Origin of the sequence: Amycolatopsis sp. FDAARGOS 1241 (assembly GCF_016889705.1) — a bacterium.
Classification (GTDB): domain Bacteria; phylum Actinomycetota; class Actinomycetes; order Mycobacteriales; family Pseudonocardiaceae; genus Amycolatopsis.
This window is the reverse complement of the sequence record NZ_CP069526.1, coordinates 2,950,881-2,973,211: the sequence shown is the minus strand read 5'-3', so window position 1 is coordinate 2,973,211 and position 22,331 is coordinate 2,950,881. Positions and strand designations below refer to the sequence as shown.

At 71.2% G+C, this 22,331-nt stretch carries 20 protein-coding genes and 4 pseudogenes; 8 read left to right on the top strand and 16 right to left on the bottom strand.

Going from position 1 to position 22,331, the window contains the following annotated elements; all coding sequences use genetic code 11:
• Positions 1-14 precede the first annotated feature (14 nt).
• Both I6J71_RS49730 and I6J71_RS14685 read left to right on the top strand, forming a co-directional pair.
• Positions 15-509 (top strand): annotated as a pseudogene (locus I6J71_RS49730) (lactonase family protein); the annotation flags it as partial.
• Positions 510-603: 94 nt separating this feature from the next.
• Positions 604-1,991 (top strand): annotated as a pseudogene (locus I6J71_RS14685) (beta-N-acetylhexosaminidase).
• 30 nt (positions 1,992-2,021) lie between these two features.
• Here the strand turns inward: I6J71_RS14685 and I6J71_RS14680 are convergent.
• From I6J71_RS14680 to I6J71_RS14670, 3 genes are all read right to left on the bottom strand, one after another.
• Entirely contained in the window at positions 2,022-2,450 is a 429-nt protein-coding gene (locus I6J71_RS14680; RefSeq protein ID WP_204095223.1) for a hypothetical protein, read from the bottom strand.
• Positions 2,451-2,526: 76 nt separating this feature from the next.
• Entirely contained in the window at positions 2,527-3,195 is a 669-nt protein-coding gene (locus tag I6J71_RS14675) for a response regulator (RefSeq protein WP_204095222.1), read from the bottom strand.
• A complete protein-coding gene (locus I6J71_RS14670) occupies positions 3,192-4,796 on the bottom strand; it encodes a sensor histidine kinase (protein ID WP_204095221.1) in 1,605 nt (534 codons plus the stop codon). The genes I6J71_RS14675 and I6J71_RS14670 overlap by 4 nt, the downstream gene beginning before the upstream one ends.
• A 179-nt stretch (positions 4,797-4,975) precedes the next feature.
• Between I6J71_RS14670 and I6J71_RS14665 the strand changes: the two genes are divergently transcribed.
• The gene (locus I6J71_RS14665) at positions 4,976-6,346 is read left to right on the top strand and encodes a cation:dicarboxylate symporter family transporter (protein WP_204095220.1); all 1,371 of its coding nucleotides are present in this window, start codon (positions 4,976-4,978) and stop codon (positions 6,344-6,346) included.
• Between the two features lie 117 nt (positions 6,347-6,463).
• Here the strand turns inward: I6J71_RS14665 and I6J71_RS14660 are convergent.
• Positions 6,464-6,854 (bottom strand): annotated as a pseudogene (locus tag I6J71_RS14660) (winged helix-turn-helix transcriptional regulator).
• Positions 6,855-6,969: 115 nt separating this feature from the next.
• Between I6J71_RS14660 and I6J71_RS50695 the strand changes: the two are divergent.
• Complete coding sequence (locus tag I6J71_RS50695) at positions 6,970-7,773, top strand: MFS transporter (RefSeq protein ID WP_370542137.1); 804 nt, start codon at positions 6,970-6,972, stop codon at positions 7,771-7,773.
• Complete coding sequence (locus tag I6J71_RS50690) at positions 7,695-8,378, top strand: MFS transporter (RefSeq protein ID WP_370542136.1); 684 nt, start codon at positions 7,695-7,697, stop codon at positions 8,376-8,378. The genes I6J71_RS50695 and I6J71_RS50690 overlap by 79 nt, the downstream gene beginning before the upstream one ends.
• Here I6J71_RS50690 and I6J71_RS14650 read toward each other — a convergent pair.
• From I6J71_RS14650 to I6J71_RS14640, 3 genes are read right to left on the bottom strand one after another with little or no spacing between them, the layout of a single operon-like run.
• On the bottom strand, positions 8,366-8,809 hold the full coding sequence (locus I6J71_RS14650; RefSeq protein ID WP_204095219.1) for an SRPBCC family protein: 444 nt from the start codon (positions 8,807-8,809) through the stop codon (positions 8,366-8,368). The genes I6J71_RS50690 and I6J71_RS14650 overlap by 13 nt on opposite strands.
• 2 nt (positions 8,810-8,811) lie before the next feature.
• Complete coding sequence (locus tag I6J71_RS14645) at positions 8,812-9,522, bottom strand: zf-HC2 domain-containing protein (protein ID WP_204095218.1); 711 nt, start codon at positions 9,520-9,522, stop codon at positions 8,812-8,814.
• Positions 9,519-10,064, bottom strand: a complete 546-nt coding sequence (locus I6J71_RS14640) for a sigma-70 family RNA polymerase sigma factor (RefSeq protein ID WP_204095217.1) — start codon at positions 10,062-10,064, stop codon at positions 9,519-9,521. Before I6J71_RS14640 ends, I6J71_RS14645 begins: the two co-directional genes overlap by 4 nt.
• Positions 10,065-10,403: 339 nt before the next feature.
• Here I6J71_RS14640 and I6J71_RS14635 point away from each other — a divergent pair, with 339 nt between their 5' ends.
• On the top strand, positions 10,404-11,093 hold the full coding sequence (locus I6J71_RS14635) for a fibronectin type III domain-containing protein (RefSeq protein ID WP_370542135.1): 690 nt from the start codon (positions 10,404-10,406) through the stop codon (positions 11,091-11,093).
• 65 nt (positions 11,094-11,158) lie between these two features.
• On the opposite strand, the gene uvrA is transcribed toward I6J71_RS14635, so the two are convergent.
• Together uvrA and I6J71_RS14625 are read right to left on the bottom strand one after the other, a co-directional pair.
• Entirely contained in the window at positions 11,159-14,020 is a 2,862-nt protein-coding gene (gene uvrA / locus I6J71_RS14630; RefSeq protein ID WP_204095216.1) for an excinuclease ABC subunit UvrA, read from the bottom strand.
• Positions 14,013-14,771 carry a hypothetical protein gene (locus I6J71_RS14625; protein ID WP_204095215.1) on the bottom strand — a complete coding sequence of 253 codons (759 nt, stop codon included), beginning with the start codon at positions 14,769-14,771 and terminating at the stop codon, positions 14,013-14,015. The genes uvrA and I6J71_RS14625 overlap by 8 nt, the downstream gene beginning before the upstream one ends.
• Positions 14,772-15,007: 236 nt before the next feature.
• On the opposite strand from I6J71_RS14625, the gene I6J71_RS14620 reads away from it, so the two are divergent.
• Positions 15,008-15,685 carry an MBL fold metallo-hydrolase gene (locus I6J71_RS14620; RefSeq protein WP_204095214.1) on the top strand — a complete coding sequence of 226 codons (678 nt, stop codon included), beginning with the start codon at positions 15,008-15,010 and terminating at the stop codon, positions 15,683-15,685.
• A gap of 208 nt (positions 15,686-15,893) precedes the next feature.
• Here the strand turns inward: I6J71_RS14620 and I6J71_RS14615 are convergent, their stop codons facing one another.
• The 5 genes and pseudogenes from I6J71_RS14615 to I6J71_RS14595 form a co-directional block, all read right to left on the bottom strand.
• Positions 15,894-16,301 carry an SCP2 sterol-binding domain-containing protein gene (locus I6J71_RS14615; RefSeq protein WP_204095213.1) on the bottom strand — a complete coding sequence of 136 codons (408 nt, stop codon included), beginning with the start codon at positions 16,299-16,301 and terminating at the stop codon, positions 15,894-15,896.
• A 40-nt stretch (positions 16,302-16,341) separates the two neighbouring features.
• A complete protein-coding gene (locus I6J71_RS14610; protein ID WP_239154815.1) occupies positions 16,342-17,478 on the bottom strand; it encodes a cytochrome P450 in 1,137 nt (378 codons plus the stop codon).
• Positions 17,479-17,598: 120 nt separating this feature from the next.
• Positions 17,599-17,766 (bottom strand): annotated as a pseudogene (locus I6J71_RS14605) (aldehyde dehydrogenase family protein); the annotation flags it as partial.
• Positions 17,736-18,221 carry an alcohol dehydrogenase catalytic domain-containing protein gene (locus I6J71_RS14600; protein WP_204095212.1) on the bottom strand — a complete coding sequence of 162 codons (486 nt, stop codon included), beginning with the start codon at positions 18,219-18,221 and terminating at the stop codon, positions 17,736-17,738. The gene I6J71_RS14600 and the pseudogene I6J71_RS14605, both read right to left, overlap by 31 nt.
• A gap of 81 nt (positions 18,222-18,302) precedes the next feature.
• Complete coding sequence (locus tag I6J71_RS14595; protein ID WP_204095211.1) at positions 18,303-19,814, bottom strand: acyl-CoA synthetase; 1,512 nt, start codon at positions 19,812-19,814, stop codon at positions 18,303-18,305.
• A 212-nt stretch (positions 19,815-20,026) separates the two neighbouring features.
• On the opposite strand from I6J71_RS14595, the gene I6J71_RS14590 reads away from it, so the two are divergent.
• Positions 20,027-20,665, top strand: a complete 639-nt coding sequence (locus I6J71_RS14590; protein ID WP_204095210.1) for a TetR/AcrR family transcriptional regulator — start codon at positions 20,027-20,029, stop codon at positions 20,663-20,665.
• A gap of 4 nt (positions 20,666-20,669) precedes the next feature.
• Here the strand turns inward: I6J71_RS14590 and I6J71_RS14585 are convergent, their stop codons facing one another.
• Together I6J71_RS14585 and I6J71_RS14580 are read right to left on the bottom strand one after the other, a co-directional pair.
• Positions 20,670-21,350 carry a TetR/AcrR family transcriptional regulator gene (locus tag I6J71_RS14585; protein ID WP_204095209.1) on the bottom strand — a complete coding sequence of 227 codons (681 nt, stop codon included), beginning with the start codon at positions 21,348-21,350 and terminating at the stop codon, positions 20,670-20,672.
• 43 nt (positions 21,351-21,393) lie between these two features.
• Positions 21,394-22,149 (bottom strand): 3-hydroxyacyl-CoA dehydrogenase, encoded by a 756-nt coding sequence (locus I6J71_RS14580; RefSeq protein WP_204095208.1) that lies wholly within the window; start codon positions 22,147-22,149, stop codon positions 21,394-21,396.
• Positions 22,150-22,331 lie beyond the last annotated feature (182 nt).

Genomic DNA, 22,331 nt, shown 5'->3' with positions numbered 1-22,331 from the left:
CATTCCAGAAGTACGTGCTCGCGGCCAACTACGCCCCCCAGCGTCGTCATCCTGCGATCCTCGACGGTGGCGAGCTGGGCGCGGCCACGGACCTGCAGCAGCACGTCGGAGCCGAACGCGACGCGCACGCGCACCAGGTCGCGAACGACCCGGCCGGCGGGTGGGTGCTGTCGGTAGACCTCGGCGCCGACTCCATCGACGTGTACACACTGGACACCGCAACGGGGAAACTCGCGCTGCACCAGCAGCTCACGCTCCCCGCAGGCGCCGGGCCACGCCACCGGACCTTCCACTCGAACGGCCGCTACGCCTACCTCGCCCAGGAGCTGCGGCCAGAGCTCACTTTGCTGTCGTGGGACGCCGCCCCAGGCAAGCTGACGCCGCTCGCGGTCGTCGCGGCCGTGCCCGCCGGAGCCACGGGTGACCTGTTCCCCGGCGAGATCGCGGTCCGGAAGGACGCTAAGTTCGTCTATGCGACCGTCCGCGGCCCCAACACCATCGCCACCTTCACCGTCACCGGCCGTGGCACCGGACTGAAGATCGTGTCCAGTGTGGACACCGGTGGCATCGTCGCCGGGATGTCCGGCGCGGTGAAGGCTGAGCATGCCCGGATTCGACACCCTGCTCCCCCGCCCGGTCTCGGTGACCGAGGGGCCGGCACGTGCCCGTGGCCGGCGCCGGTCACCGTGCGGCCCGCGCCGGAGCTGCCCGCGCGGAGGGCTACCGGCTCACGATCACGCCGACCGGTGTCACGCTGTGCGTCGCCGGCACGGCAGGCGAGGTCTACGGCCGCCAGACCCTGCGGCAGCTCGCCGGCCAGGACGCGTTCCGCGCCGCGCCGATCCGCGCCGGGCAGCGGCTGCCCTGCGGGGTCGTGGAGGACAACCCGCGGCTGGGCTGGCGCGGCTGTCTGCTCGACGTCGCACGGCACTTCCGCACGAAGGCGGAAGTGCTGCGGTTCGTCGACCTGCTGGCAGCGCACAAGCTCAACGTGCTGAACCTGCACCTCACGGACGACCAGGGCTGGCGCCTCGAGGTGCCGCGGTTCCCGAAGCTGACGTCGGTCGGCGGCTGGCGGCGCTCGTCGATGGCCGGGCGCCACGACGGCCCCGAACGCGACGGCCGCCCGCACTTCGGGTTCTACTCGACCGACGACCTGCGCGAGATCGTCGCGTACGCCGCTGCCCGCGCCGACACGGTCGTGCCCGAGATCGACGTCCCCGGCCACGTCTGCGCGGCCATCGCCGCCTACCCCGAACTCGGCCCGGACCCGAGCGCGGAGTGGGAAGTGTCGACGTCGTGGGGCATCAGCACGTCGCTGCTCGACCCGTCGGAGTCCACTGTGGACTTCTTCCGCGCGGTGTTCCACCACGTGGTGGACGTTTTCCCCTCGCCGGTGATCGGGCTCGGCGGCGAAGAGGTCACCGGCGCGACCGAGGCCCACGGCCGGTTCGTGCGGGAGATGGCGGCCCACCTCGCGTCACGCGGCCGGCGGGCGCTCGGCTGGGACGAGGTGCTGGACATCGAGGGCCTGCCGCCGATGGTGATCAGCGCGTGGCAGAGCGAAGCACGAGGCTCCTTGGCCGCTTCGCTCGGCCACGACGTCGTGCTGTGTCCCGAAGACCGCGTGTACCTCGACCACCGCCAGTCCGACCACCCGGACGAGCCCATTCCCGTCGGCTACCTGCGCACGCTCGAAGACGTCCACGCCCACGAACCGGCACTGGCCGGCCCCCGGCTGCGCGGCGTGCAGGCCCAGGTGTGGTCCGAGCACCTCGACACCGCGGCGCGTGGACTACGCCGCTTGCCCGCGGCTCAGCGCATTCGCCGAGGTCGCCTGGAGCACCGGCCCGCGCGACTTCGCGGAGTTCCTGCCCCGCCTGCGCGAGCACCACCTCCCGCGGCTCGACGCGCTCGGTGTCGAATACCGGCCCCTCCACGGGCCGCACCCGCGGCAGACCCGGCCGGGGGTGCCGGGCCGGCCGAGCTGATCCGCACACCCCGCGGCGGGTGCCGGAAGCTCAGCGGCGAGACCGGTCGGGCCGGATGTGGTGCGGCTCCGGCGAGCCGTCCGGGCGCACGCCGGTGCCCCACCACCAGCCCGCGGCCGTGATGACCACGGCCAGGAACCCGCCCACCAGCAGCACCACGCCCGCCACCGGGAGCGGCGTCGCGACGACGACCACGGCGCCGGCGGCGACCGTCAGCAGCGCGGCCGCGCACCCGAGCGCCCACTGTCGCAGCGAGCGGCGGAAGCGTTCCGGCGACGAGACGCGCAGCCGGAGTTCGGTGCCGCACCAGGGGCACGTGACGGTGTCGCGCGCGTCGCCGTCGAGGGGGCGGCGCACGGTGAACGCGGTCGTGCGGGTGGTGAAGTCCGGGGAGCGTGGCGAGAAGCGGGATTCGGTGAGGTGCCACAGCCGCAGCCGTGGACGTGGGTCGGCAGGCACCCGGGGGTCTCCTCAGCGTCGGTTCGCGGTGACCGTACCGTGCCGGGCGCGGGCCCGACCCGAGCGGTATAGGGCGTTATACGGGGCCATAGCGGTACCAGACCTCGGGCCTGCCGACCTGGCCGTAACGGGGTTCGCGGTGGACCAGGCCGTTGTCGGCCAGGTACTCCAGGTACCGGCGGGCGGTGACGCGCGACGCGCCGATCGCACTGGCGGCCGCGGCGGCCGAGAGACCTTCGTCGGCGCCGGCCAGCGCCGTGGTGATCGCTTCGAGCGTCTCGCCGCTCATCCCCTTCGGCAGCGCGGTGTGCTCGCTGGTGCGCAGGGTGGCGAGCGCGCGGTCGATCTCGGCCTGGCCGGTGACCTCACCGGACGCCCGGTGGAACTCCGCGTAGCTCGCCAGCTTCTCCCGCAGCGACGCGAACGTGAACGGTTTCAGCAGGTACTGCACCACCCCCACCGACACCGCCGCCTTGACCAGCGCGAGGTCGCGCGCCGACGTCACGGCGATCACGTCGATCGGCAGCCCGGCCGCGCGCAGCGAGCGGCAAACGGCGAGGCCGTGGGTGTCGGGCAGGTAGAAGTCGAGCAGCACGAGGTCGACGGCTTCGCGCTCGCAGAAGCGCAGCGCGTCACCACCGGAGTGGACCACGCCGGCGACGGTGAAGCCGGGCAGCCGCTCGACGTAGAGCCGGTGGGCCTCGGCGGCCACCGGCTCGTCCTCCACCACGAGCACGCGGATCACCGCAGCACCTCCTGCCTCGGCAACCGGACCGTGAACACCGCGCCGGCGTCCCGGCGGACCTCGACGCTGCCGCTGTAGCGCCGCACCGCCTGGACCACCAGTGCGAGGCCGAGGCCGTGGCCCTCGGCCGCCTTCGTCGACCAGCCGCGGCGGAACATGTCCTCCACAGCCTCCTCCGGTACCCCGGGCCCGTTGTCGGCGACCCGCAGCAGCAGCCCGGCTTCGTCGGTGAACGCCGTGACGACCACCCCGGGCCGCCCGCTCGCGCCGCGCACGGCCGCGTCGATGCCGTTGTCGATGAGGTTGCCCAGGATCGTGACGAGGTCGCGCCCGGCGAGGGCCACGCCGAGGTCTTCGATCACCGTGTCGGGCGTGATCGTGAACTCGACCCCACGTTCGTTCGCCTCCGCGGCCTTGCCCAGCAGCAGCGCGGCGAGCACCGGCTCGGACACCGCGCTCATCACCCGGTCGGTGAGCTCCTGCGCCAGCGCGAGCTCGGCCGTCGCGAACTCGACGGCGTCCTCCGGGCGGCCGAGCTCCACGAGCGAAACGACGGTGTGGAGCCGGTTCGCGGCTTCGTGCGCCTGCGATCGCAGCGCCTCCGCGAGGCTGCGGGCCGTGGTGAGCTCACCCGTGAGCGCCTGGAGTTCCGTGTGGTCGCGCAGGATCACGACGGTGCCCTGCGCCCGCCCGCCCGAGCGCACGACGGTGGTGCTGACCACCAGCACACGCGCGTCGGTGAGGTGCAGCTCCTCGGTGCGCGTCTCGGCCGAGACGAAGGCGGCCACGAGCTCTTCCGGCAAGCCGAGTTCGGCGAGCGGCCGGCCGGCCGGGTCACTCCTGAGGCCCAGCAGCGCGCGGGCGCCGTCGTTGCACAGCCCGACGCGGCCGTCGCGCCCGACCAGCAGCACGCCTTCGCGCACGGAGTGCAGCACGGCCTCGTGGTACTCGAACAGGTTGCTCAGCTCCCCCGGCGCGATCCCCCGCGTCTGCCGTTTGAGCCGTGCGCTCACGAGCCACCCGCCGCACGCACCGACGAGCAGCACCGCCCCGGCGACGCCGGCGAGCGGCCACACACGGTCCTGCAACTCGGCCGAGATCGCGGCGATCGTGATGCCGACCGCCACGAGTGCCACCACGCGCTGGTTCGCGTCGAAGACCGGCACGACCGCGCGGACCGAGGGCCCGAGCGAGCCCGTGTAGGTCTCGGTGACCAGCCCGCCGCGCTGGGCAGCCTCGATGTGGCCGAGGAACGGTTGCCCGATCAGCGCCGGGTTCGGGTGCGTGTACCGGATCCCTCGCGGGGTCATGATCGTCACGAAGTCGACGTCGGCGTCGGCCTGAACCTGCAGCGCGTACGGCTCCAGCGTCGCCGACGGGTCCGGTGTGGACACCGCGCGGGCCACGCCCGGCGCGTCGGCGATCGCGTGCGCGACCGCCAGCGACTGCTCGCGCGCCCGGTCGGTCACCGTGCGGCGGGCGTCGAGGTAGGCGATCGTGAGCCCGCCCGCGACGAGCACGAGCAGCACCGCCAGCTGGAGCACCAGCAGCTGGCGGGCAAGGCTCCAGCGGCTCGAGCGGATCCGCGACGGGGCAGGCACGTGCCCATACCAGCACACCGGCCCGCCGGGCAACACACCGGAGGCGCCACGGCCCCCGCGTACCACCGTCCGAACCGGACCGGACAACGCACGCGAACTCAATGAACACAACGGTGACGCTGGTCATACGCGCCCCGCATAGTGACCGGCGTTCCGCCCACCCCGAGCTGGAGGCAACGGTGCCGACACCGACCCCCGACGCGGCCGCGCCCAAGCGCGACCGGACGCGTTACCTGTACCTCACCGTGATCGTCGCCGTGGTGCTCGGCGTGCTGGTCGGCCTGATCTGGCCGTCGTTCGGCAAGCAGCTCGCACCGCTGGGCACCGGGTTCGTCAACCTGATCAAGATGATGATCTCGCCGATCATCTTCTGCACCATCGTGCTGGGCATCGGCTCGGTCGCAAAGGCTGCGAAGGTCGGCAAGGTCGGTGTGACGGCGCTGGTCTACTTCATCGTGATGTCGACGTTCGCGCTCGCCATCGGTCTCGTCGTCGGCAACATCCTGCACCCCGGCACCGGGCTGCACCTCAACCCCGCCGACGTGTCGAAGGTCCACGACCAGGCCAAGGGCGCCGAAGGCGGCGTCGACTTCGTGCTCGGCATCATCCCGACCTCGTTCGTCTCGGCGTTCACCGAGGGCCAGGTCCTGCAGACGCTGCTGATCGCGCTGCTCACCGGGTTCGCGCTGCAGAAGCTGGGCAAGCGCGGCGAGCCGATCCTGCGCGGCATCGAACACGTGCAGCGCCTGGTGTTCCGGATCCTGTCGATGATCATGTGGGCCGCCCCGGTCGGCGCGTTCGGCGCGATCGCGGCCGTGGTCGGCGCCACCGGCTGGGGCGCGCTGCGCAGCCTGCTGGTGATCATGCTCGGCTTCTACGTCACGTGCCTGGTGTTCGTGTTCGGCATCCTGGGCACGGTGCTGTGGCTCGGCGCGCGCGTGAACATCTTCAGCCTGCTCAAGTACCTGGGCCGCGAGTTCCTGCTGATCCTCTCGACGTCTTCGTCGGAGTCGGCGCTGCCGCGGCTGATCGCGAAGATGGAGCACTTGGGCGTCAGCAAGCCCGTCGTCGGCATCACCGTGCCCACCGGCTACTCGTTCAACCTCGACGGCACCGCGATCTACCTGACCATGGCGACGCTGTTCATCGCCACGGCGCAGGACGAGCCGCTCGCGCTGGGCGAGCAGATCACGTTGCTGCTGTTCATGATCATCGCGTCGAAGGGCGCGGCGGGCGTGAGCGGCGCCGGCATCGCGACGCTGGCCAGCGGGCTGCAGTCGCACCGGCCGGAGCTGGTCGACGGGGTCGGGTTCATCCTCGGCATCGACCGGTTCATGTCCGAGGCCCGCGCGCTGACGAACTTCGCCGGCAACGCCGTGGCGACCGTCCTCATCGGATCGTGGATGAAGGAGTTCGACCGCGACAAGTCCCGCCAGGTGTTCGCGGGATCGGCACCGTTCGACGAAGCCACGCTGCTCGACGAGACCAAAACCCCTGAACCGCCCGCCGAGGAGCGCTCGGCGCCCGTGCCCGTCACCACGGGCGGTTAGAAGCCCGTTCGCACCCGAGGGCTCCCGCCCTCTGGCCCACTCCCCCGCCAGGGTGCGAACTCCCCGTGTGCCGTGGTCGTGAGCGTCCCCGTGTTCACGACCACGGCACACGGCTGTCTACCGGTTGTCGTAGACCTCGCGCGCGACGGCGATCTCCTCGCGATGGCGCTCCGCCCAGCCGACGAGCCCGGACAACGTCTCGTACAGCTCGCGCGCCATCGGCGTCGCCTGGTACTCGACGCGCGGCGGCACCGTCGGGTAGACGGTGCGCTCCAGCAGCCCGTCGCGTTCGAGGTTGCGCAGGGTCAGCGTGAGCATCCGGCGGCTGATCCCGGCCACGGAGCGTTCCAGTTCCGTGAAGCGCACCGGGCCGCGCGAGGCCTCCAGCAGGATGCCGATCGCCCACTTGCCGCTGACCCGGTTGAGCACCTCGAGCACCGTGCACACCTCGATTCGCCGGGTCGATCGTGCTGACCTGGTCGGTCACAGCGGTGTTCCCCTGGGACATGAAAGTGCCTCCTTCCGCGCCCTCGCATGGGCACACACGATGGTCCCGGTAACAAAGAGATGCCCTGGAGACGACCAGGGGGTTCTCTTTGCGGAGCCGTTCTGGAGGGACCGAAATGCCGGAAGTCCGTCGCCGCGCCGTCGCACTCGTGGTGCTGTGCGCGGCCTCGCTCATGGTGGTGCTCGACGGGACCGTCGTCGCGGTGGCCCTGCCCTCGATCCAGGCCGAGCTGGGCTTCCCGTCCGCCGGCCTGGCGTGGGTGGTCAACGCTTACCTGGTCGCGTTCGGCGGGCTGCTCCTGTTGCCCGGCCGGCTCGGCGACCTCGTCGGCCGGCGGCGGGTGTTCCTCGTCGGGCTGGTGGTCTTCACCGCGTCGTCGCTGGCCGCCGGGCTCTCGGCCGACGCGGGAGTGCTCGTGGTGGCGCGGTTCGTGCAGGGCATCGGCGGCGCGCTCGCGTCGGCCGTGGTGCTCGGCATGATCGTGACGATGTACCCGGAGCCACGCGCGCAGGCCCGCGCGATCGGCGTCTTCAGCTTCACGCAGGCGTCGGGCGCGTCGATCGGGCTCATCGCGGGCGGAGTGCTCACGCAGGCGCTCGACTGGCACTGGACCTTCTACGTCAACCTGCCGATCGGGGTCGCCGCGCTCGTGCTGGGACCGCTGGTCGTCGACGCGGACCGCGGCCGCGGCTTGCGCAGCGGACTCGACGCGCTGGGCGCGGTGCTCGTGACTGCCGGCGTGATGCTGCTCGTGTACGGGATCGTGCAGACCGGCGAACTGCTGCCGCTCGCGGGTGGGGTGCTGCTGCCGGCCGCGTTCGTGGTGCGGCACGCACGCCGTTGCTGCCGCTGCGGCTCTTCCGGATCCCCGCGATCAGCGGCGCGAACCTCACGATGGTGCTCATGGTCGCCGGGATGATGGGTTTCCAGTTCGTGACGGCCCTGTACCTGCAACGGGTGCTGGGGCTCGGGGCGCTCGGCACCGGACTCGCGTTCCTGCCCGCGCCGGTGATGATCGCGGTGTTCTCGCTGGGGCTCTCGGCGAAGTTGAGCGTCCGGTTCTCTGCGAGCGTGGTGCTCGTCGCCGGGCTCGCGGTGGTCGTGGCCGCCTTCGGCTTGCTCACGGCCGTGCCCGCGCAGGGCAGCTACTTCGTCCACGCGCTTCCGGCCCTGGTTCTCATGGGTTCCGGCGCCGGAGCCGCGATCCCGGCGGTGATGGGGCTCGCGATGTCGGGCGCGGACCCCGCCGACTCCGGGGTCGCGTCCGGCCTGATCACGACCACGCAGCAGGTCGGCGCGGCGATCGGCACGGCCGTGCTGGCCACCGCCGCCGCGACGCGAACGGCGGGCCTGGTCGCCGAAGGGACGACGGCTCGCGAAGCGCTGGCTTCGGGCTACCGGCTCGCGTACGGGCTGAGCGCGGGCTTCGTGCTCCTCGCCGCCGTGGTCGCGGCGCTGGTGCTGTCGCGCCCGCCGCGCCCCGCCGCGGCGCCGGAGCTGTGCGTGGCGGATCAGGCGAGGTAGGTGATCAGACCGCGGTGGCCGCGGCGCATCATCCACGCGTGGTTCGCGCGGAAGAACGGCCGGGCCACCACGTCGAGGCGGCGCAGCAGCGGTTTGCGGGCCCGCACGTGCTGCGTGATCTCCAGCCGGGTGCCCGGGCCGACGACGTGCAGCGCGCCGGCGAGGAACCCTTCGAGGTCGCCGCTGAGCCCGACCCGCAGGTGCCCCGAATCGAGATCCTGCTCCTCGCGGTGCATCGCGATCGCGATGCGGTAGGGCAGGTTCGACTGGCAGACGACCTCGGCGGTGTCGTCGTCGACCCGGCGGACCGAGCGTACGTCGGACCACCACCGCGGATACGCCTCGAGGTCCACGACGGCGTCGAAGACGCGCGGTGCGGGCGCGGCGGGGAGCCACCACGTGCTCCGGAACCGGTATTCGGCGCCCGCCACGCCTACACCTTCGCCGACACCAGGTCGCGGCCGTCGAGCGTGACGATGCCGACCGAGGCGACGTCCGCCGGCGCGACGACGGCCGAACCGTCGAGGCCGAAGCCCTGGGTGCTCCACTTCTCCGACACGAGCCAGCTGCCGGCGTCCCACTGCGCGCCGTCCTTGGCGGTGACCACGAGCTTGCACCGCTCACCGGCGGGGATGCCCTTCACCGACACGTGCACCCTGACCCAGCCCGGCGCGGGGACCACCGACGCGGTGAGGCTGGCGCCCGTCGCCGCGTTGGTGGCCGACACGTCGCGAGTGCCGGGCACGGCGACCTGCTGGGTGCTCGTTTCGGGCGCGGTCTGGCGGCCGATGACGACCCCGCCGCCGAGCGCGACCACGGCGACGACCGCCGCGGCGACGAGCACGAGGCCCCGGCGCTGCCCGGTGCGTCGTGGTGCTTGGACCGGGGCGGCCTGCTCCTGCTCGGTCCGGATCCGCCGCAGGGTGCGCTGCAGCAGCAGGTCACCGCCCTCGGGCGGGCCGTCGAGGAACGCCTCGGGCGGCACCTCGTCGAGCGCCTCCCGCAAGGCGCTGAAGTCCTTGAGCTCGAACCGGCACTGCGCGCACGTGACCAGGTGGCGTTCGAACTCCGCCGCCTCCGCCGGCTCCAGCGCGCCGAGGACGTAGGCACCGAGCTGCGCGTGCTCCTGCTCGACCGCGCTCATCTCACCGCCTCCGTTCCGCTCACCATCGCCGCGCGCAGGGCGCGCAGCGCGTAGTACGACCGGGATTTCACGGTGCCGGGTGCGACCCCCAGCAACTCCGCCGCTTCCGCCACCGATCTCCCTCGATAGTAGATCTCCACGAGCACGTCGCGATGCTCTTGCGACAGCCCTTCGAGGGCGCCCAGCACGGTCATCGAGTCGACCACCTCCTGGGCGTGGTCGCGTTCCACTGGCGCCGCCAGGGTTTCCGGCCCTTCGGCGACCTCGGTGGGCCGCGACGAGCGGGCGCGCGCCCGGTCCGTGACCAGGTTGCGCACGACGGTGAGCAACCAGCCGCGGACCGAGCCCTTGCGGTCTTCGGTCAGGTCCCCGGCGTGCTTCCACGCCCGCACGAGCGTCTCCTGCACCACGTCCTCGGCGGCAGCGCGATCGCCCGTCAGGCGCGTCGCGTACGCCATGAGGCTCCGGCCGTGCTCCGCGTAGAGCTGCTCCACGAGCCGCTCGGCAGCGGCCTTCTTCGGCTGCCCGCGTCCGATCGCCACCCTCGACCTCCCGACGGTGTTCTGGGTCGGCGTGGACAGTACTGCACGACACAGCTCGAAGGCCGGTCGTCGCCGTACGCCCAGCACCGCCGTCGCATCCACCGGGAGATCGCCCCCTTCCTGGAGAGTCCGTCGTGGTGAGAGGTCCCGACACCTCTGACACGGATGCCGGGCGACGGTGGTTCACCGTGAATTCAGAAAGTTCCGCCCGGAATTCGTCGCCGGCGCAAGCCCGGATGGGTGGTCCCGGTGACCGGGAGATCTCTTGTCGATCACCTCGCGCGGTTCCTAAGCTGACGCGGCACCGCCGCCGCCTGGACCGTCCCGGAAGGCCTCGCCGTGCCCGTCAAAACCCGCCTCGAGCCCGCCAGGCCCGCTGCCCTCTGCGCCGCCCTCGCTGCTGCTCTGTGCGCCGCCGGCTGTGCCGCCGCCCCGGCCGCTCCGGCACCCGGCTCACCGGACTTGACCGCGACGCTCACCACACCCACCGACATCGACCTGCGCTGGCCCGCCACCGGTCCCGGCGCGGGCGGGCACCTGCTGGAGTACGCCAACGCCACCGAGGGCCCGTGGACCGCGCTGCGGTACCTGCCGCCCGCGCAGACCACCTACCGGCACCCGGACCTGATCCCGCAGACGCCGTTCTACTACCGCGTGCGGGAGTTCTTCGGCCCCGTGTCCGTGGTGGTGAGTGCCGGCGCGCCGGCCTCGCCTGCTCCGCCCGGCGCGGCGGCTTCGGTGCACACCTCGGGCGACACCGCCGCCCCGGCCGCGGTGAAGGCTGTCAGCGCGGAGGACGCGGCCGTGCAGTTCACCTGGACCGACCGCTCGACGGACGAAACCGGCTTCCTCGTGGAGCTGCGCAAACCCGGCGCCGCGGACTTCGTGCCCGTCGAAGTCACCGATCCCGACGTGACGACCTGCGCGCTCTCACTGCTGCCCGGCGAGCAGGGCAGTTCGTTCCGCGTCCGCGCGCTCTACTACGGCCCGGCGTCCCCGGTCGTGCACCGCACAACCGGCAAGGACTGAGACGGCGCGGCGGCCCCTGCTCGGCTCGAGCCGGGGCCGCCGCGCCGTGCGGTCAGGTGTTGGGGTCAGGCCGGGTTGAGGACGTGGCGGAGGAACTCGCCGGTGTAGCTCTCCTCCACCGAAGCGACGTGCTCAGGCGTGCCTTCGGCCACGACGACGCCGCCGCCCGAGCCACCCTCCGGGCCCATGTCGATGATCCAGTCGGAGGTCTTGATGACGTCGAGGTTGTGCTCGATGACGATCACCGTGTTGCCCTTGTCGACCAGGCCGTTGATCACGCCGATCAGCTTGCTGATGTCCTCGAAGTGCAGGCCCGTGGTCGGCTCGTCGAGGATGTAGACGGTCTTGCCGGTCGAGCGCTTCTGCAGCTCGCTGGCGAGCTTCACGCGCTGGGCCTCACCGCCGGACAGCGTGGGCGCGGGCTGGCCGAGCCGCACGTAGCCGAGGCCGACGTCGACGAGCGTGGCCAGGTGGCGGTGGATCGCCTTGATCGGCTCGAAGAACTCCGCGGCCTCCTCGATCGGCATGTCGAGGACGTCGGCGACCGTCTTGCCCTTGTAGTGGACCTCGAGGGTCTCGCGGTTGTAGCGGGCGCCCTTGCAGACCTCGCACGGGACGTAGACGTCGGGCAGGAAGTTCATCTCGATCTTGATCGTGCCGTCGCCGGCGCACGCCTCGCAGCGGCCGCCCTTGACGTTGAACGAGAACCGGCCCTGCTGATAACCGCGCACCTTCGCCTCGGTGGTCGCGGCGAACAGCTTCCGGATGTGGTCCCACACGCCCGTGTAGGTCGCCGGGTTCGACCGCGGCGTGCGGCCGATCGGCGACTGGTCGACGCGCACCAGCTTGTCGACGCCGGCCAGCCCGTTGACGCGCGTGTGCCGGCCCGGTACCTGGCGCGCACCGTTGAGCTTGTTGGCCAGCACCTGGGCGAGGATGTCGTTGACCAGCGTGGACTTGCCCGAACCGGACACGCCCGTGACGGACACGAGGCAGCCCAGCGGGAACGACACGTCGATCCCGCGCAGGTTGTGCTCGCGCGCGCCCACGACCGTCAGCTGCCGCTTCTTGTCGACCGGGCGCCGGATCGCCGGCACGTCGATCGAGCGGCGGCCCGACAGGTAGGCCCCGGTGAGCGACTCCTTGCTCTTGAGCATCTTCTTGTACGGTCCACTGTGGACGATGTGGCCGCCGTGCTCGCCGGCACCCGGGCCGATGTCGACGACCCAGTCGCTCGCCCGGATCGTGTCCTCGTCGTGCTCCACGACGATCAGCGTGTTGCCGAGGTCGCGCAGCCGGGTGAGGGTCTCGATCAGGCGGTGGTTGTCGCGCTGGTGCAGGCCGATCGACGGCTCGTCGAGCACGTACAGCACACCGACCAGGCCCGAACCGATCTGCGTGGCGAGCCGGATGCGCTGCGCCTCGCCACCGGACAGGGTGCCCGACGCGCGGTCGAGCGACAGGTAGGTGAGGCCGACGTCGAGCAGGAACCGCAGCCGCGCCTGGATCTCCTTGAGCACCGCGCCGGCGATCATCGCCTCGCGCGGCCCGAGCACCAGTTCGTCGAGGAACTTCGACGCCTCGTCGATCGACAGCGCGCACACCTCGGCGATCGACCGCTCGCCCTGGGTCGCGTGCTCCAGCGTGACCGCGAGGATCTCGGGCTTGAGCCGGGTGCCCTGGCACGTCGGGCACGGCACCTCCCGCATGTAGCCCTCGTACCGCTCGCGCATGTACTCGGACTCCGTCTGCTCCTGGCGCCGCTCGAGGAACGGGATCACGCCCTCGAAGTTGGCGTAGTACGAGCGCTGCCGGCCGTAGCGGTTGCGGTAGCGCACGTGGACCTGTTCGTCGACGCCGTGCAGCACCGCCTTCTGCACCTTCGCCGGCAGCTGCCGCCACGGCGTGTCCATGCGGAAGCCGATGGCCTCCGACAGCGATTCGAGCAGCCGGATGAAGTAGTCGGCGCTCTGCCCGCCCGCCCACGGCGCGATGGCGCCCTCGCCCAGGGACAGCTCGTCGTCGGGCACCACGAGCTCCGGGTCGACCTCCTTGCGGATGCCGATGCCGGTGCACTCGGGGCACGCGCCGTAGGGCGAGTTGAACGAGAACGACCGCGGTTCGAGGTCCTCGATCGCCAGCGGGTGCCCGTTGGGGCAGGCGAGGTTCTCGGAGAAGCCGCGCACGCGGTGCGGGTCGTGCTCGGGCAGGTCGACGAACTCGAGCTCGACGAGGCCGTCGGCCAGCCGCAGCGCCGTCTCGACCGAGTCGGTGAGCCGCTGGCGCGAGCTCGTCTTCACCGTCAGGCGGTCGATGACCACGCCGATCTGGTGCTTCTCCTGCTTCTTCAGCTTCGGCGGGTCGGTGAGCGGATGCACCTTGCCGTCGACGACCACGCGCGCGTAACCCTGCTGCTGCAGGTTCTGGAACAGGTCGAGGTACTCGCCCTTGCGCCCGCGCACGACCGGCGCGAGCACCTGGAAACGCGTGCCCTCCTCCATGTCGAGCACCTGGTCGACGATCTGCTGCGGCGTCTGCTTGCTGATCAGCTCACCGCACTTCGGGCAGTGCGCCTTGCCCGCACGGGCGTAGAGCAGCCGCAGGTAGTCGTAGACCTCGGTGATCGTGCCCACCGTCGAGCGCGGGTTGCGCGAGGTCGACTTCTGGTCGATCGACACCGCGGGCGAGAGGCCCTCGATGAAGTCGACGTCGGGCTTGTCCATCTGTCCCAGGAACTGCCGCGCGTAGGCCGACAGCGACTCGACGTAGCGGCGCTGGCCCTCGGCGAAGATGGTGTCGAAGGCGAGGCTCGACTTGCCCGATCCGGACAGGCCCGTGAACACGATCAGGCTGTCGCGGGGCAGGTCGAGATCCACACCGCGGAGGTTGTGCTCGCGGGCACCGCGAACAACGAGGCGATCAGCCACGCCCACGTCCCTTCACATCAATGTCGGCTCGGAGGCCGGCCCGGTGGAAAGTCCCTGCACGGGCGGCCGCGTCCATGCTAGGACGGGCCACCGACAGAAACGGGCTCCATGCTTTCGACCTGGGCTTTTCCGGGTCCCGGTCCGCTTCCGGGCCGGCTTTCGCCGCCCGGCGCCCCACCGCAGCGGTCAGGCGCCGGTGCAGCGGCCGTTCCACCCTCGCGGTGATCGCCCAGCCGGGCCGGGACACCGAGGTCCAGCAAGGCGCGCGCCAGGACGTAGCCCAGTTCCCGGTGCACCAGGTAGAGACCATACGAGATCCCCGCGAGCCGGGTGATCGCCGGGGCGACCCGCGCGAGGCCCGGCAACCGCCGGTCGGAACGCGCGCCGCGAGGCGGATCACCAGCAGCAACACGGCGAAGCCGATCGTGGACGGCCGGCGCGCGGGGTCGTGGGCCATCGCCCGGTGGAAGGGGAAGACGTGCAGGTCCGCTACCACGATACAGGCCGCGACGAGCACTACGGCGTGCCACGAGGTGAGACGTCGGCGACTCCGCCGACTCCGGCGACTCCGGCGAAGCCACAGCCGCAGCGCGATGCCCATCGCGAACAGGTGCGTGCGCTGCAGCCCGAGCCCGAAGAAGACGCCGCCGACCCGGATCGGCGTGCGGCTCTGGTCGAAGAGTCCGAACTGGGCCACGGCGGGGACGACCATCAACACGACGACCATCAACACCCGGACGAGCCAGATCATCACTCGAATCGGTGCGCCGACGCCGCGGGCACACCCCCGCGCCGGCGCCGAGCACGAACAACTGGACCGGCAGCGTCCACCACGAACCGTCGAGGTAGTGGAACCCGTGGTGGTCCTGCGCCTGGATCACGCCGAGGTTCGTCCGTGGGTCCCGTTGCCCGGAGTCGCCCGGCTGGGCACGCCGAGCCCACGTGTCGGGGTGGGACAGACCGCGCAGCCCCGGCTACCGTGTGGACGTGAACATCGCCGACACCTACACCGGGCACGTCGAACCGGGCGGCGACGCCGCCCGCCGCACGCTGGACGCGCTGACCATCACCAAGCTCTCCGTGGGGCCGATGGACAACAACGCGTATCTGCTGGTTTGCCGCGCCGACAACGAGGCGCTGCTGATCGACGCCGCCAACGACCCGGAGCGCATCTCCGACCTCATCGGCCACGGCCCCGACCGGCCGGCGCTGCGCACCGTCGTGACCACGCACCAGCACCAGGACCACTGGCAGGCCCTGGGCGCCGTGGCGGGCGCGAACGGCTCGAACACCGCGGCGCACCCGCTGGACGCGGCGCCGCTGCCCGTGCCGCCGGACTTCCTGGTCGAGCACGGGGACACCCTGCAGGTGGGCCAGGTCACCCTCGAGGTGATCCACCTGCGCGGCCACACGCCGGGCTCCATCGCCCTGCTGTACCGCGACCCCACCGGCCACCCCCACCTCTTCACGGGCGACTCGCTGTTTCCCGGTGGCGTCGGCCGCACGACGTCGCCCGAGGACTTCGCGTCACTGCTGGCCGACGTGGAATCGCGCATCTTCGGCGAACTGCCGGACGACACGTGGTTCTACCCGGGCCACGGCGACGATTCGACGCTGGGCGCGGAACGGCCGAAACTCGCCGAGTGGCGCGAACGCGGCTGGTGAGCTGAGACCTTCCCGGGCGGCCGGGGCTGTTCCGACCGCCCCGGGAAGGGGCCTTTCCAGGACGGCCTGGCGGCGATCCTTGATGCGCCGGTGGACGTCGGGCCGGTGAAGACGAGGACGTGGCCGCTGGTGCGTGTGGTGTCCTTGGTGTCCCTGGTGTCCTTGGTGCCGATGGTGCGGATGTGAGCGTGAGGCTGCCGCCCGTGGCTCAGCCGACGAGCAGATCCTCGCGCCCGTCGGCGCGCAGCCGTTCGACGTAGACGGGGAAGAGCTTCTTCGACAGCGGCGCGAGCTTGATCAGCTTCGCGACGGGGCCATCCACTTTGACCTTCCCGCGGGCCATGGCGAACGTGAGGTTCACCTTGCCCTGCCAGTAGCCGTTGGCGATCTCGCTGTCCATCGTCATGGTCGCGTCGGCGGGGGCGTCGAAGGCGTTGCCGACCACGCGGCGGTTCTGAGTGTCGATGAGCAACGCCGGTTCGGGGTTGCTGCAGACCATCTTCAGCACCACTCCCGTGCCGGCGAGCTTGTCGGCGAGGTCGGCGTCGGCGAACGCGGTTTCGAAGATGCCGCCGATGTAGTGGTAGATCTCTTCGGGCTTGCTGAACGCGGGCATGGCCGGTCTCCGATCTGTTCGGGAGGACGGGAACTGCGGCTCAGATGTGGCAGGGCATCGCGCGCACGGCGTGCACGAAGTTGCCGGCCAGGTAGTCGGGTTCGCCGGCGGTGATGCCGGGCAGCGCGTGCAGCAGCTCGCCGAACAGGACGCGCAGCTGCGTCTTCGCGACCTGGTTGCCGAGGCAGAAGTGCGTGCCCCCGCCGCCGAAGGCCACGTGCGGGTTGGGGCTGCGGCTCACGTCGAACCGGCTCGGTTCGGCGAACACGTCCGCGTCGAAGTTGCCCGACGCGTAGAACATCACGACCTTGTCGCCGGTGCTGATCCGCTGCCCGCCGAGCTCGAAGCCGGTGACGGCGGTGCGCCGGAACGTCATGACCGGCGACCCCCAGCGCACGAACTCCTCGACCGCGGAGCCGATGCGGCCCTCGAAGTCGGCCATCAGCCACTCGCGCTGCTCGGGGAAGTCGGTGAGCGCTTTCAGCGTGTGGCTCGTCGTCTGGCGCGTGGTGTCGTTGCCCGCCACCGACAGCAGCACGAAGAACGCCGCGATCTCCTCGTCGGTGAGGCGCTCACCGTCCACCTCGGCCTGCACGAGGTTGGTCATGAGGTCTTCGTCCGGGTGCGCGCGCCGGTGCTCGGCCATCTCGAACGCCACCGCGTGCGGCGTCATCTGGGCTTCGAAGATCATTTCGATCGGGTCGCGACCGGCCAGGTACACCGGGTCGGCCCACGAGACCGACGCGTCGGCCGCGTGTGCCACTCGCTCGCGGTCGGCCTCCGGGATCCCGACCATGTCCGACAGCGTGCGGATCGGCAGCCGGCCCGAGCACTGCTTCACGAAATCCGCCCCGCTGCCCGCGGCCACGAGTTCACGCACGATGTCGCGCGCGTTCGCCTTGATCTGCTCCTCGATGCGGCGGACCTGCTTCGGCGTGAACGCGGCGCTCACGAGCTTGCGGATCTTCGTGTGCCTCGGCGGGTCCATCGCGAGGAACGACCGCGACGCCTCGAGCATCTCCTCCGGGATGTTCTCGAACATCACCCCCTGGCCCGAGACGAACACGTCGCTGCGGCGGCTCACCTCGACGATGGCGGCGTGGCGGACCACGGCCCAGTAGCCCGGGTCCTCGGGGTCCTCCAGCAGCGCGTCCTCGACCGGGCGGTGCCAGGACACTGGGGCGCGCCGCCCTCAACTCGGCGAAGGAACGCTCGCGGTCGGCCGCGCGGGTCGCCCAGAAGACCCGCGACGACAGGTCGATCTCGTCGTACTCGCGCTGCGGGGCCACGATCGCGGTCATGCGGGAATCTCCTGTCCCAGGTAGATGGACTTGAGCTGCTGGTAGGCGGCCAGCCCCTCCGGGCCGAGCTCACGCCCGACGCCACTGGCCTTCACGCCGCCGAACGGCGCGTTCACGTCGAGGTCGTAGAAGTTCACGCCGACGCTGCCGGCCTCCACTTCACCGCGTTGCGCGCCGCGACGACCGAGTGCGACGCGAACGACGACTGGCCGAACCAGCGGGCGGCGATCGCGGCGCCGCCGTCGTCGAGCACCGGCTGCTCACCGTCGGGGTCGTGCCCGGTGAGGTTGCGCGGGAAGAACGTCTCGCAGTACGCGGGGTGCCCCGCGAGGCAGTTGGCGCAGTGGCCGCAGGAGTCGAACGACAGCACGACGTGGTCACCCGGCACGAGGTCGGTCACGTCGGGACCGACTGCCTCCACGACACCCGAACCTTCGTGCCCGGTGATGATCGGCGGGGCGGCCAGGAACCCCGGCACGCGCGGCAGCAGGTCGGTGTGGCACAGACCGGCGCCCGCGATCCGCACGAGAACCTGGCCCGCGCGCGGGGCGGGCAGCTCGACGTCCTCGATGCGGTAGGGCCCGTCGGCGGCGCGCAGCACCGCGGCCTTGATCTGCATGGTCCCGCTCCTCGCTGAATCGGCGAGCTGCTGAATCGGTGAGGTGCACGGTCGGGATGGTTGGTCCTAAGTGGTCTGTCGTCAGCGGGTGAGCTCGCCCTTGACGAGCTTCCCGGTGGGGGTGTGCGGGAGGCTGTCGACGAACGTGAACCCCTTCGGCACCTTGTAGTGCGCGATGCGCTCGCGCAGGTAATCGCGCAGCTCTTCGCCGAGCCCGGGCCTGAGCGCACCCGCCGGTTCGACGAACGCCTGCACCGACTCACCCATCTCCGGGCCGGGTACGCCGACCACGGCGACGTCGAGCACCTTCGGGTGCAGGGTCAGTGCGTTCTCGATCTCCTGCGGGTAGATGTTCACACCGCCGGAGATGATCCTGAACGCCTTGCGGTCGGTGAGGAAGAGGTAACCGTCCTCGTCGACGTAGCCGATGTCGCCCGTGGTGGTCCACGTCGGGTGCTCCGGGTGCTGCGCCTCGGCGGTCCTGGCCGGGTCGTTGTGGTAGGAGAACGGCACGGTGTCACGTTCGAAGTAGACGGTGCCGAACTCCCCCGCCGGCAGCTCCTCGCTGTGCTCGCCGCAGATCCGGATGACGCCGATCCCGGCGCGTCCCACCGAGCCGGGCTCGGCCAGCCGCTGCTCGCTGTCGATGAACGTGATGCCGCTGCCCTCGGTGGACGAGTAGTACTCGTGCAGGATCGGGCCCCACCAGTCGATCATGGCGCGCTTGACGTCGACCGGGCACGGCGCCGCCGCGTGCACCGCCACGCGCTGGCTCGACAGGTCGTACTCGGCGCGGGTTTCGCCGGGCAGCTTCAGCATGCGCACGAACATCGTCGGCACCCACTGGCTGTGCGTCACGCGGTGGGTCTCGATCGCGGAAAGCGCTTGCTCGGCGTCGAACTTCTCCATCAGCACCACCGTGCCGCCCAGCGCCTGCACGACTCCGCCGAAGCGCAACGGCGCCGCGTGGTACACCGGCGCGGGCGAGAGGTACACGGTGTCGGGCCCGAACCCGTACAGCGGACCGAAAGCCGCGGTGTACCCGTCACCGGGCTCGTCGACGCGGCGGTCCGCCAGCGGCGGCTTGATCCCCTTGGGCCTGCCGGTGGTGCCGGACGAGTAGAGCATGTCCACGCCGCGCGGCTGCTCCGGCAGCGGTTCGGGCGACGAACTCGCCAAAGCGTCCTCGTAGGACTCGTAGCCAGGCACGGATCCCCGGTATGCCAGGCGAATTCGCACGTTCTGGGTATCCGCGACTACCGCTTCGGCGACGTCGGCGAGGCCGGCCGACACGATCAGCACCTGGGCGCCGCAGTCGTCGACGACGTAGGCGACCTCGGCCGCCGCGAGGTGCCGGTTCACGGCCGTGACGTACAGGCCCGAGCGCAGCGCGGCCCAGTAGACCTCGAACACCTTCGGGTCGTTCGCCGAGAGCAACGCGATGTGGTCGCCGCGGCGCAGGCCCGCGTCGTGCAGGTGGCGCGCCAGCCGCGCCGACCGCTCCTCGAGCTGCCCGTACGTGAGCACCTCGCCGCCGGCCACGATCGCGGCGGGCTTGTCGGGGAACTGCTCGGCGTGGACACCGGGGTACATGGGCGCTCCTGGACGGGAACCGGACGGGCTTCGACCGGGCGCGCTGTACGCGCCCGAACCGGTCGGCTGTGACCTCGGGAGAGCTGTGTAGCGTTCGTCCACTGCAGCGTATGGTCCAGCTCACACCATGTCAAGACAGTCTGTCTAGAGTTGTTGTCCAGTACGAGCGCGCGCCGAGCCGGTAGGGTTGGGAGACAAGACGAGGAGGCCGGATGCCGTCGGTGACCCGCAAGCCGCAGACCGCTCGCAAGCAGCAGCGCCGGGAGTCGCTCGGCCGCCAATTGCTGGAGGCCACCGAGCGCCTCATGGGCGAGGGGCTCACGTTCACCGAGCTGAGCGTCGACCGGCTGGCGTCCGAAGCCGGCGTCTCGCGCGCCACGTTCTACGTCTACTTCGAGGACAAGGGCCAGCTGCTGCGGCTGTTCGCGCAGCACGTGTTCGCCGACCTCACCGAGGCCGCGCGGAGCTGGTGGGACGCGGCGGACGCGCGCGACCCCGAGGACCTGCGCGCGTCGATCACGGAGATCATCGCGCGCTACCGCCGCCACCGCTCGGTGCTCTACGCCGTGATCGAGATGGCCGCCTACGACGCCGAGGTCGACGAGCTCTACCGCGGCATCATGGAGGGCATCGTCGACGCCATCGCCGCGATCATCGAACGCGGGCAGGCCGCGGGCACGATCACCCCGATGCCGGTGCGCCCCACGGCTTCCGCACTCACCTGGATGGTGGAACGCACTTGCCACCAGACGCTGCGCTTCACCGCGGCGTCGGAGGACTGGGCGCTGGCCGACTCGATGACCGAGGTCATCTGGCGCACGCTCTACCTGGAGCCGGCGCCGCGCCCCTGATGCGTCAGCGCTTGCGCTGAGCCCTCGACCGGCGGGGCTCCTTCGCGTCAACCGTGTGCAGGGCGAGTTCCACGTAACGGCCGGCGAGTTCCTCGGGCCGCAGCGGGCCGCCGGGCTGGTACCAGCGCGCGATCGACTGGCACATGCCCAGCAGGGCCCGCACCGTCTCGTCGCGGTGCGTCACCGTGAACACGCCTTCGCGCACCCCTTCTTCGAGGACGGCGGTCAGCACCGTCTCGATCTCCTTGCGCCGGGCGGCGTAGCGCTTGCGGCTCTCCGGCGAGAGGTGCCGTAGCTCCGGATCCAGCGCGGCCAGGCGCGTGCGGTGCGTCATGTGCAGCACCACGGCCTCGATCACGTTCGAGAGTTTGTCGCGCGGAGTCGCGGCGTCGGCGGCCGCGGCGACGACGCGCCGGACCGCCTCCCCCGTGCCGAGGTCGAGCAGCGCGGCGAACGCGCCTTCCTTGCTCTCGTGGTGGTAGTACAGCGAGGGCACGGTCTGCCCGACCCGCCGGACGATGTCGCGCACGCTCGTGCCGTGGAAACCGTGCTCGTAGAACGCGTCGAGGGCGGCGGCGAGCAACGGCGTCAGCTCCAGCTCGTCGTACCGCCGCCACTCTCCGCCGGCCCCGGAGCCGGCGGGCTCCTCAGCAGCCGGGGCCACCGCCGTCCGCGCACGCGCCATGATCCACCCATCGAGTCCGCAACGTTGTCCGCCGAGTCTAGGCTCAGCGCGGGGCCATGCGGATCGCGCCGTCGAGCCGGATGGTCTCGCCGTTGAGCATCGGGTTCTCCACGATGTGGCAGGCCAGCGCCGCGTATTCCGCGGGGTCGCCCAGCCGCGCAGGGTGCGGCACCTGGGCACCCAGCGACTCGACGGCCTCGTCCGGCAGCATCGCGAACAGCGGCGTGTGGAACAGGCCCGGCGCGATCGTCATCACGCGGATCTTCAGGCTCGCCAGGTCACGCGCGATCGGCAGGGTCATGCCGACGATCCCGCCCTTCGACGCCGAGTAGGCCGCCTGCCCGACCTGGCCGTCGAAGGCCGCCACCGAGGCGGTGTTGACCACCACACCGCGCTCCTCCCCCACCGCGCCGGTCTGCGCGATGCGCTCAGCGGCGAGGCGGATCACGTTGAACGTGCCGATGAGGTTGACCGACACCACCTTCGTGAACGCCGCCAGCGGGAACGCGCCGTTCTTGCCCACGGTCTTGATCGCGTTGCCGATGCCGGCGCAGTTGACCACGATCCGCAGGTCGCCCAGCGACGCGGCGGTGTCGACGGCAGCCCGCACCGCGTCCTCATCGGTCACGTCGGCCGGGGCGAACAGCCCGTCGAGCTCTTCGGCGATCGCGGCACCGTCCGAAGTGGGCAGATCGACCACGACCACCTTCGCGCCGCGCTCGTGCAGCTCCCGCGCGGTGGCCAGGCCCAGCCCCGACGCACCGCCGGTGACCAGCGCGACCGCGTTCGTGATGTCCATCCGAAATCCTCCTCGTCGTTCGGCTCGGCGCCGTGACCGTAGCTTAGCGATCGTTAGATATGCAGTGACCCATCTCTCGCCGGTGGGCTTGACATCGGCAAGCGCACTTAGCGATCGTTAGATAACTCAGACGGCGCCCGGGGAGCCCTGCCTCGACCAGTGCGTGCTGGGAGCGCAACGCC

What these genes read in the sequence shown, in the direction of transcription:
- I6J71_RS50695 (WP_370542137.1), top strand. Translation starts at nt 6,970, where the DNA reads ATGCCGGAAGTCCGTCGCCGCGCCGTCGCACTCGTGGTGCTGTGCGCG.
- I6J71_RS14645 (WP_204095218.1), bottom strand. Translation starts at nt 9,522, where the DNA reads ATGAGCGCGGTCGAGCAGGAGCACGCGCAGCTCGGTGCCTACGTCCTC.
- I6J71_RS14625 (WP_204095215.1), bottom strand. Translation starts at nt 14,771, where the DNA reads ATGATCTGGCTCGTCCGGGTGTTGATGGTCGTCGTGTTGATGGTCGTC.
- I6J71_RS14615 (WP_204095213.1), bottom strand. Translation starts at nt 16,301, where the DNA reads ATGCCCGCGTTCAGCAAGCCCGAAGAGATCTACCACTACATCGGCGGC.
- I6J71_RS14600 (WP_204095212.1), bottom strand. Translation starts at nt 18,221, where the DNA reads ATGCAGATCAAGGCCGCGGTGCTGCGCGCCGCCGACGGGCCCTACCGC.
- I6J71_RS14595 (WP_204095211.1), bottom strand. Translation starts at nt 19,814, where the DNA reads ATGTACCCCGGTGTCCACGCCGAGCAGTTCCCCGACAAGCCCGCCGCG.
- I6J71_RS14590 (WP_204095210.1), top strand. Translation starts at nt 20,027, where the DNA reads ATGCCGTCGGTGACCCGCAAGCCGCAGACCGCTCGCAAGCAGCAGCGC.
- I6J71_RS14585 (WP_204095209.1), bottom strand. Translation starts at nt 21,350, where the DNA reads ATGGCGCGTGCGCGGACGGCGGTGGCCCCGGCTGCTGAGGAGCCCGCC.
- I6J71_RS14580 (WP_204095208.1), bottom strand. Translation starts at nt 22,149, where the DNA reads ATGGACATCACGAACGCGGTCGCGCTGGTCACCGGCGGTGCGTCGGGG.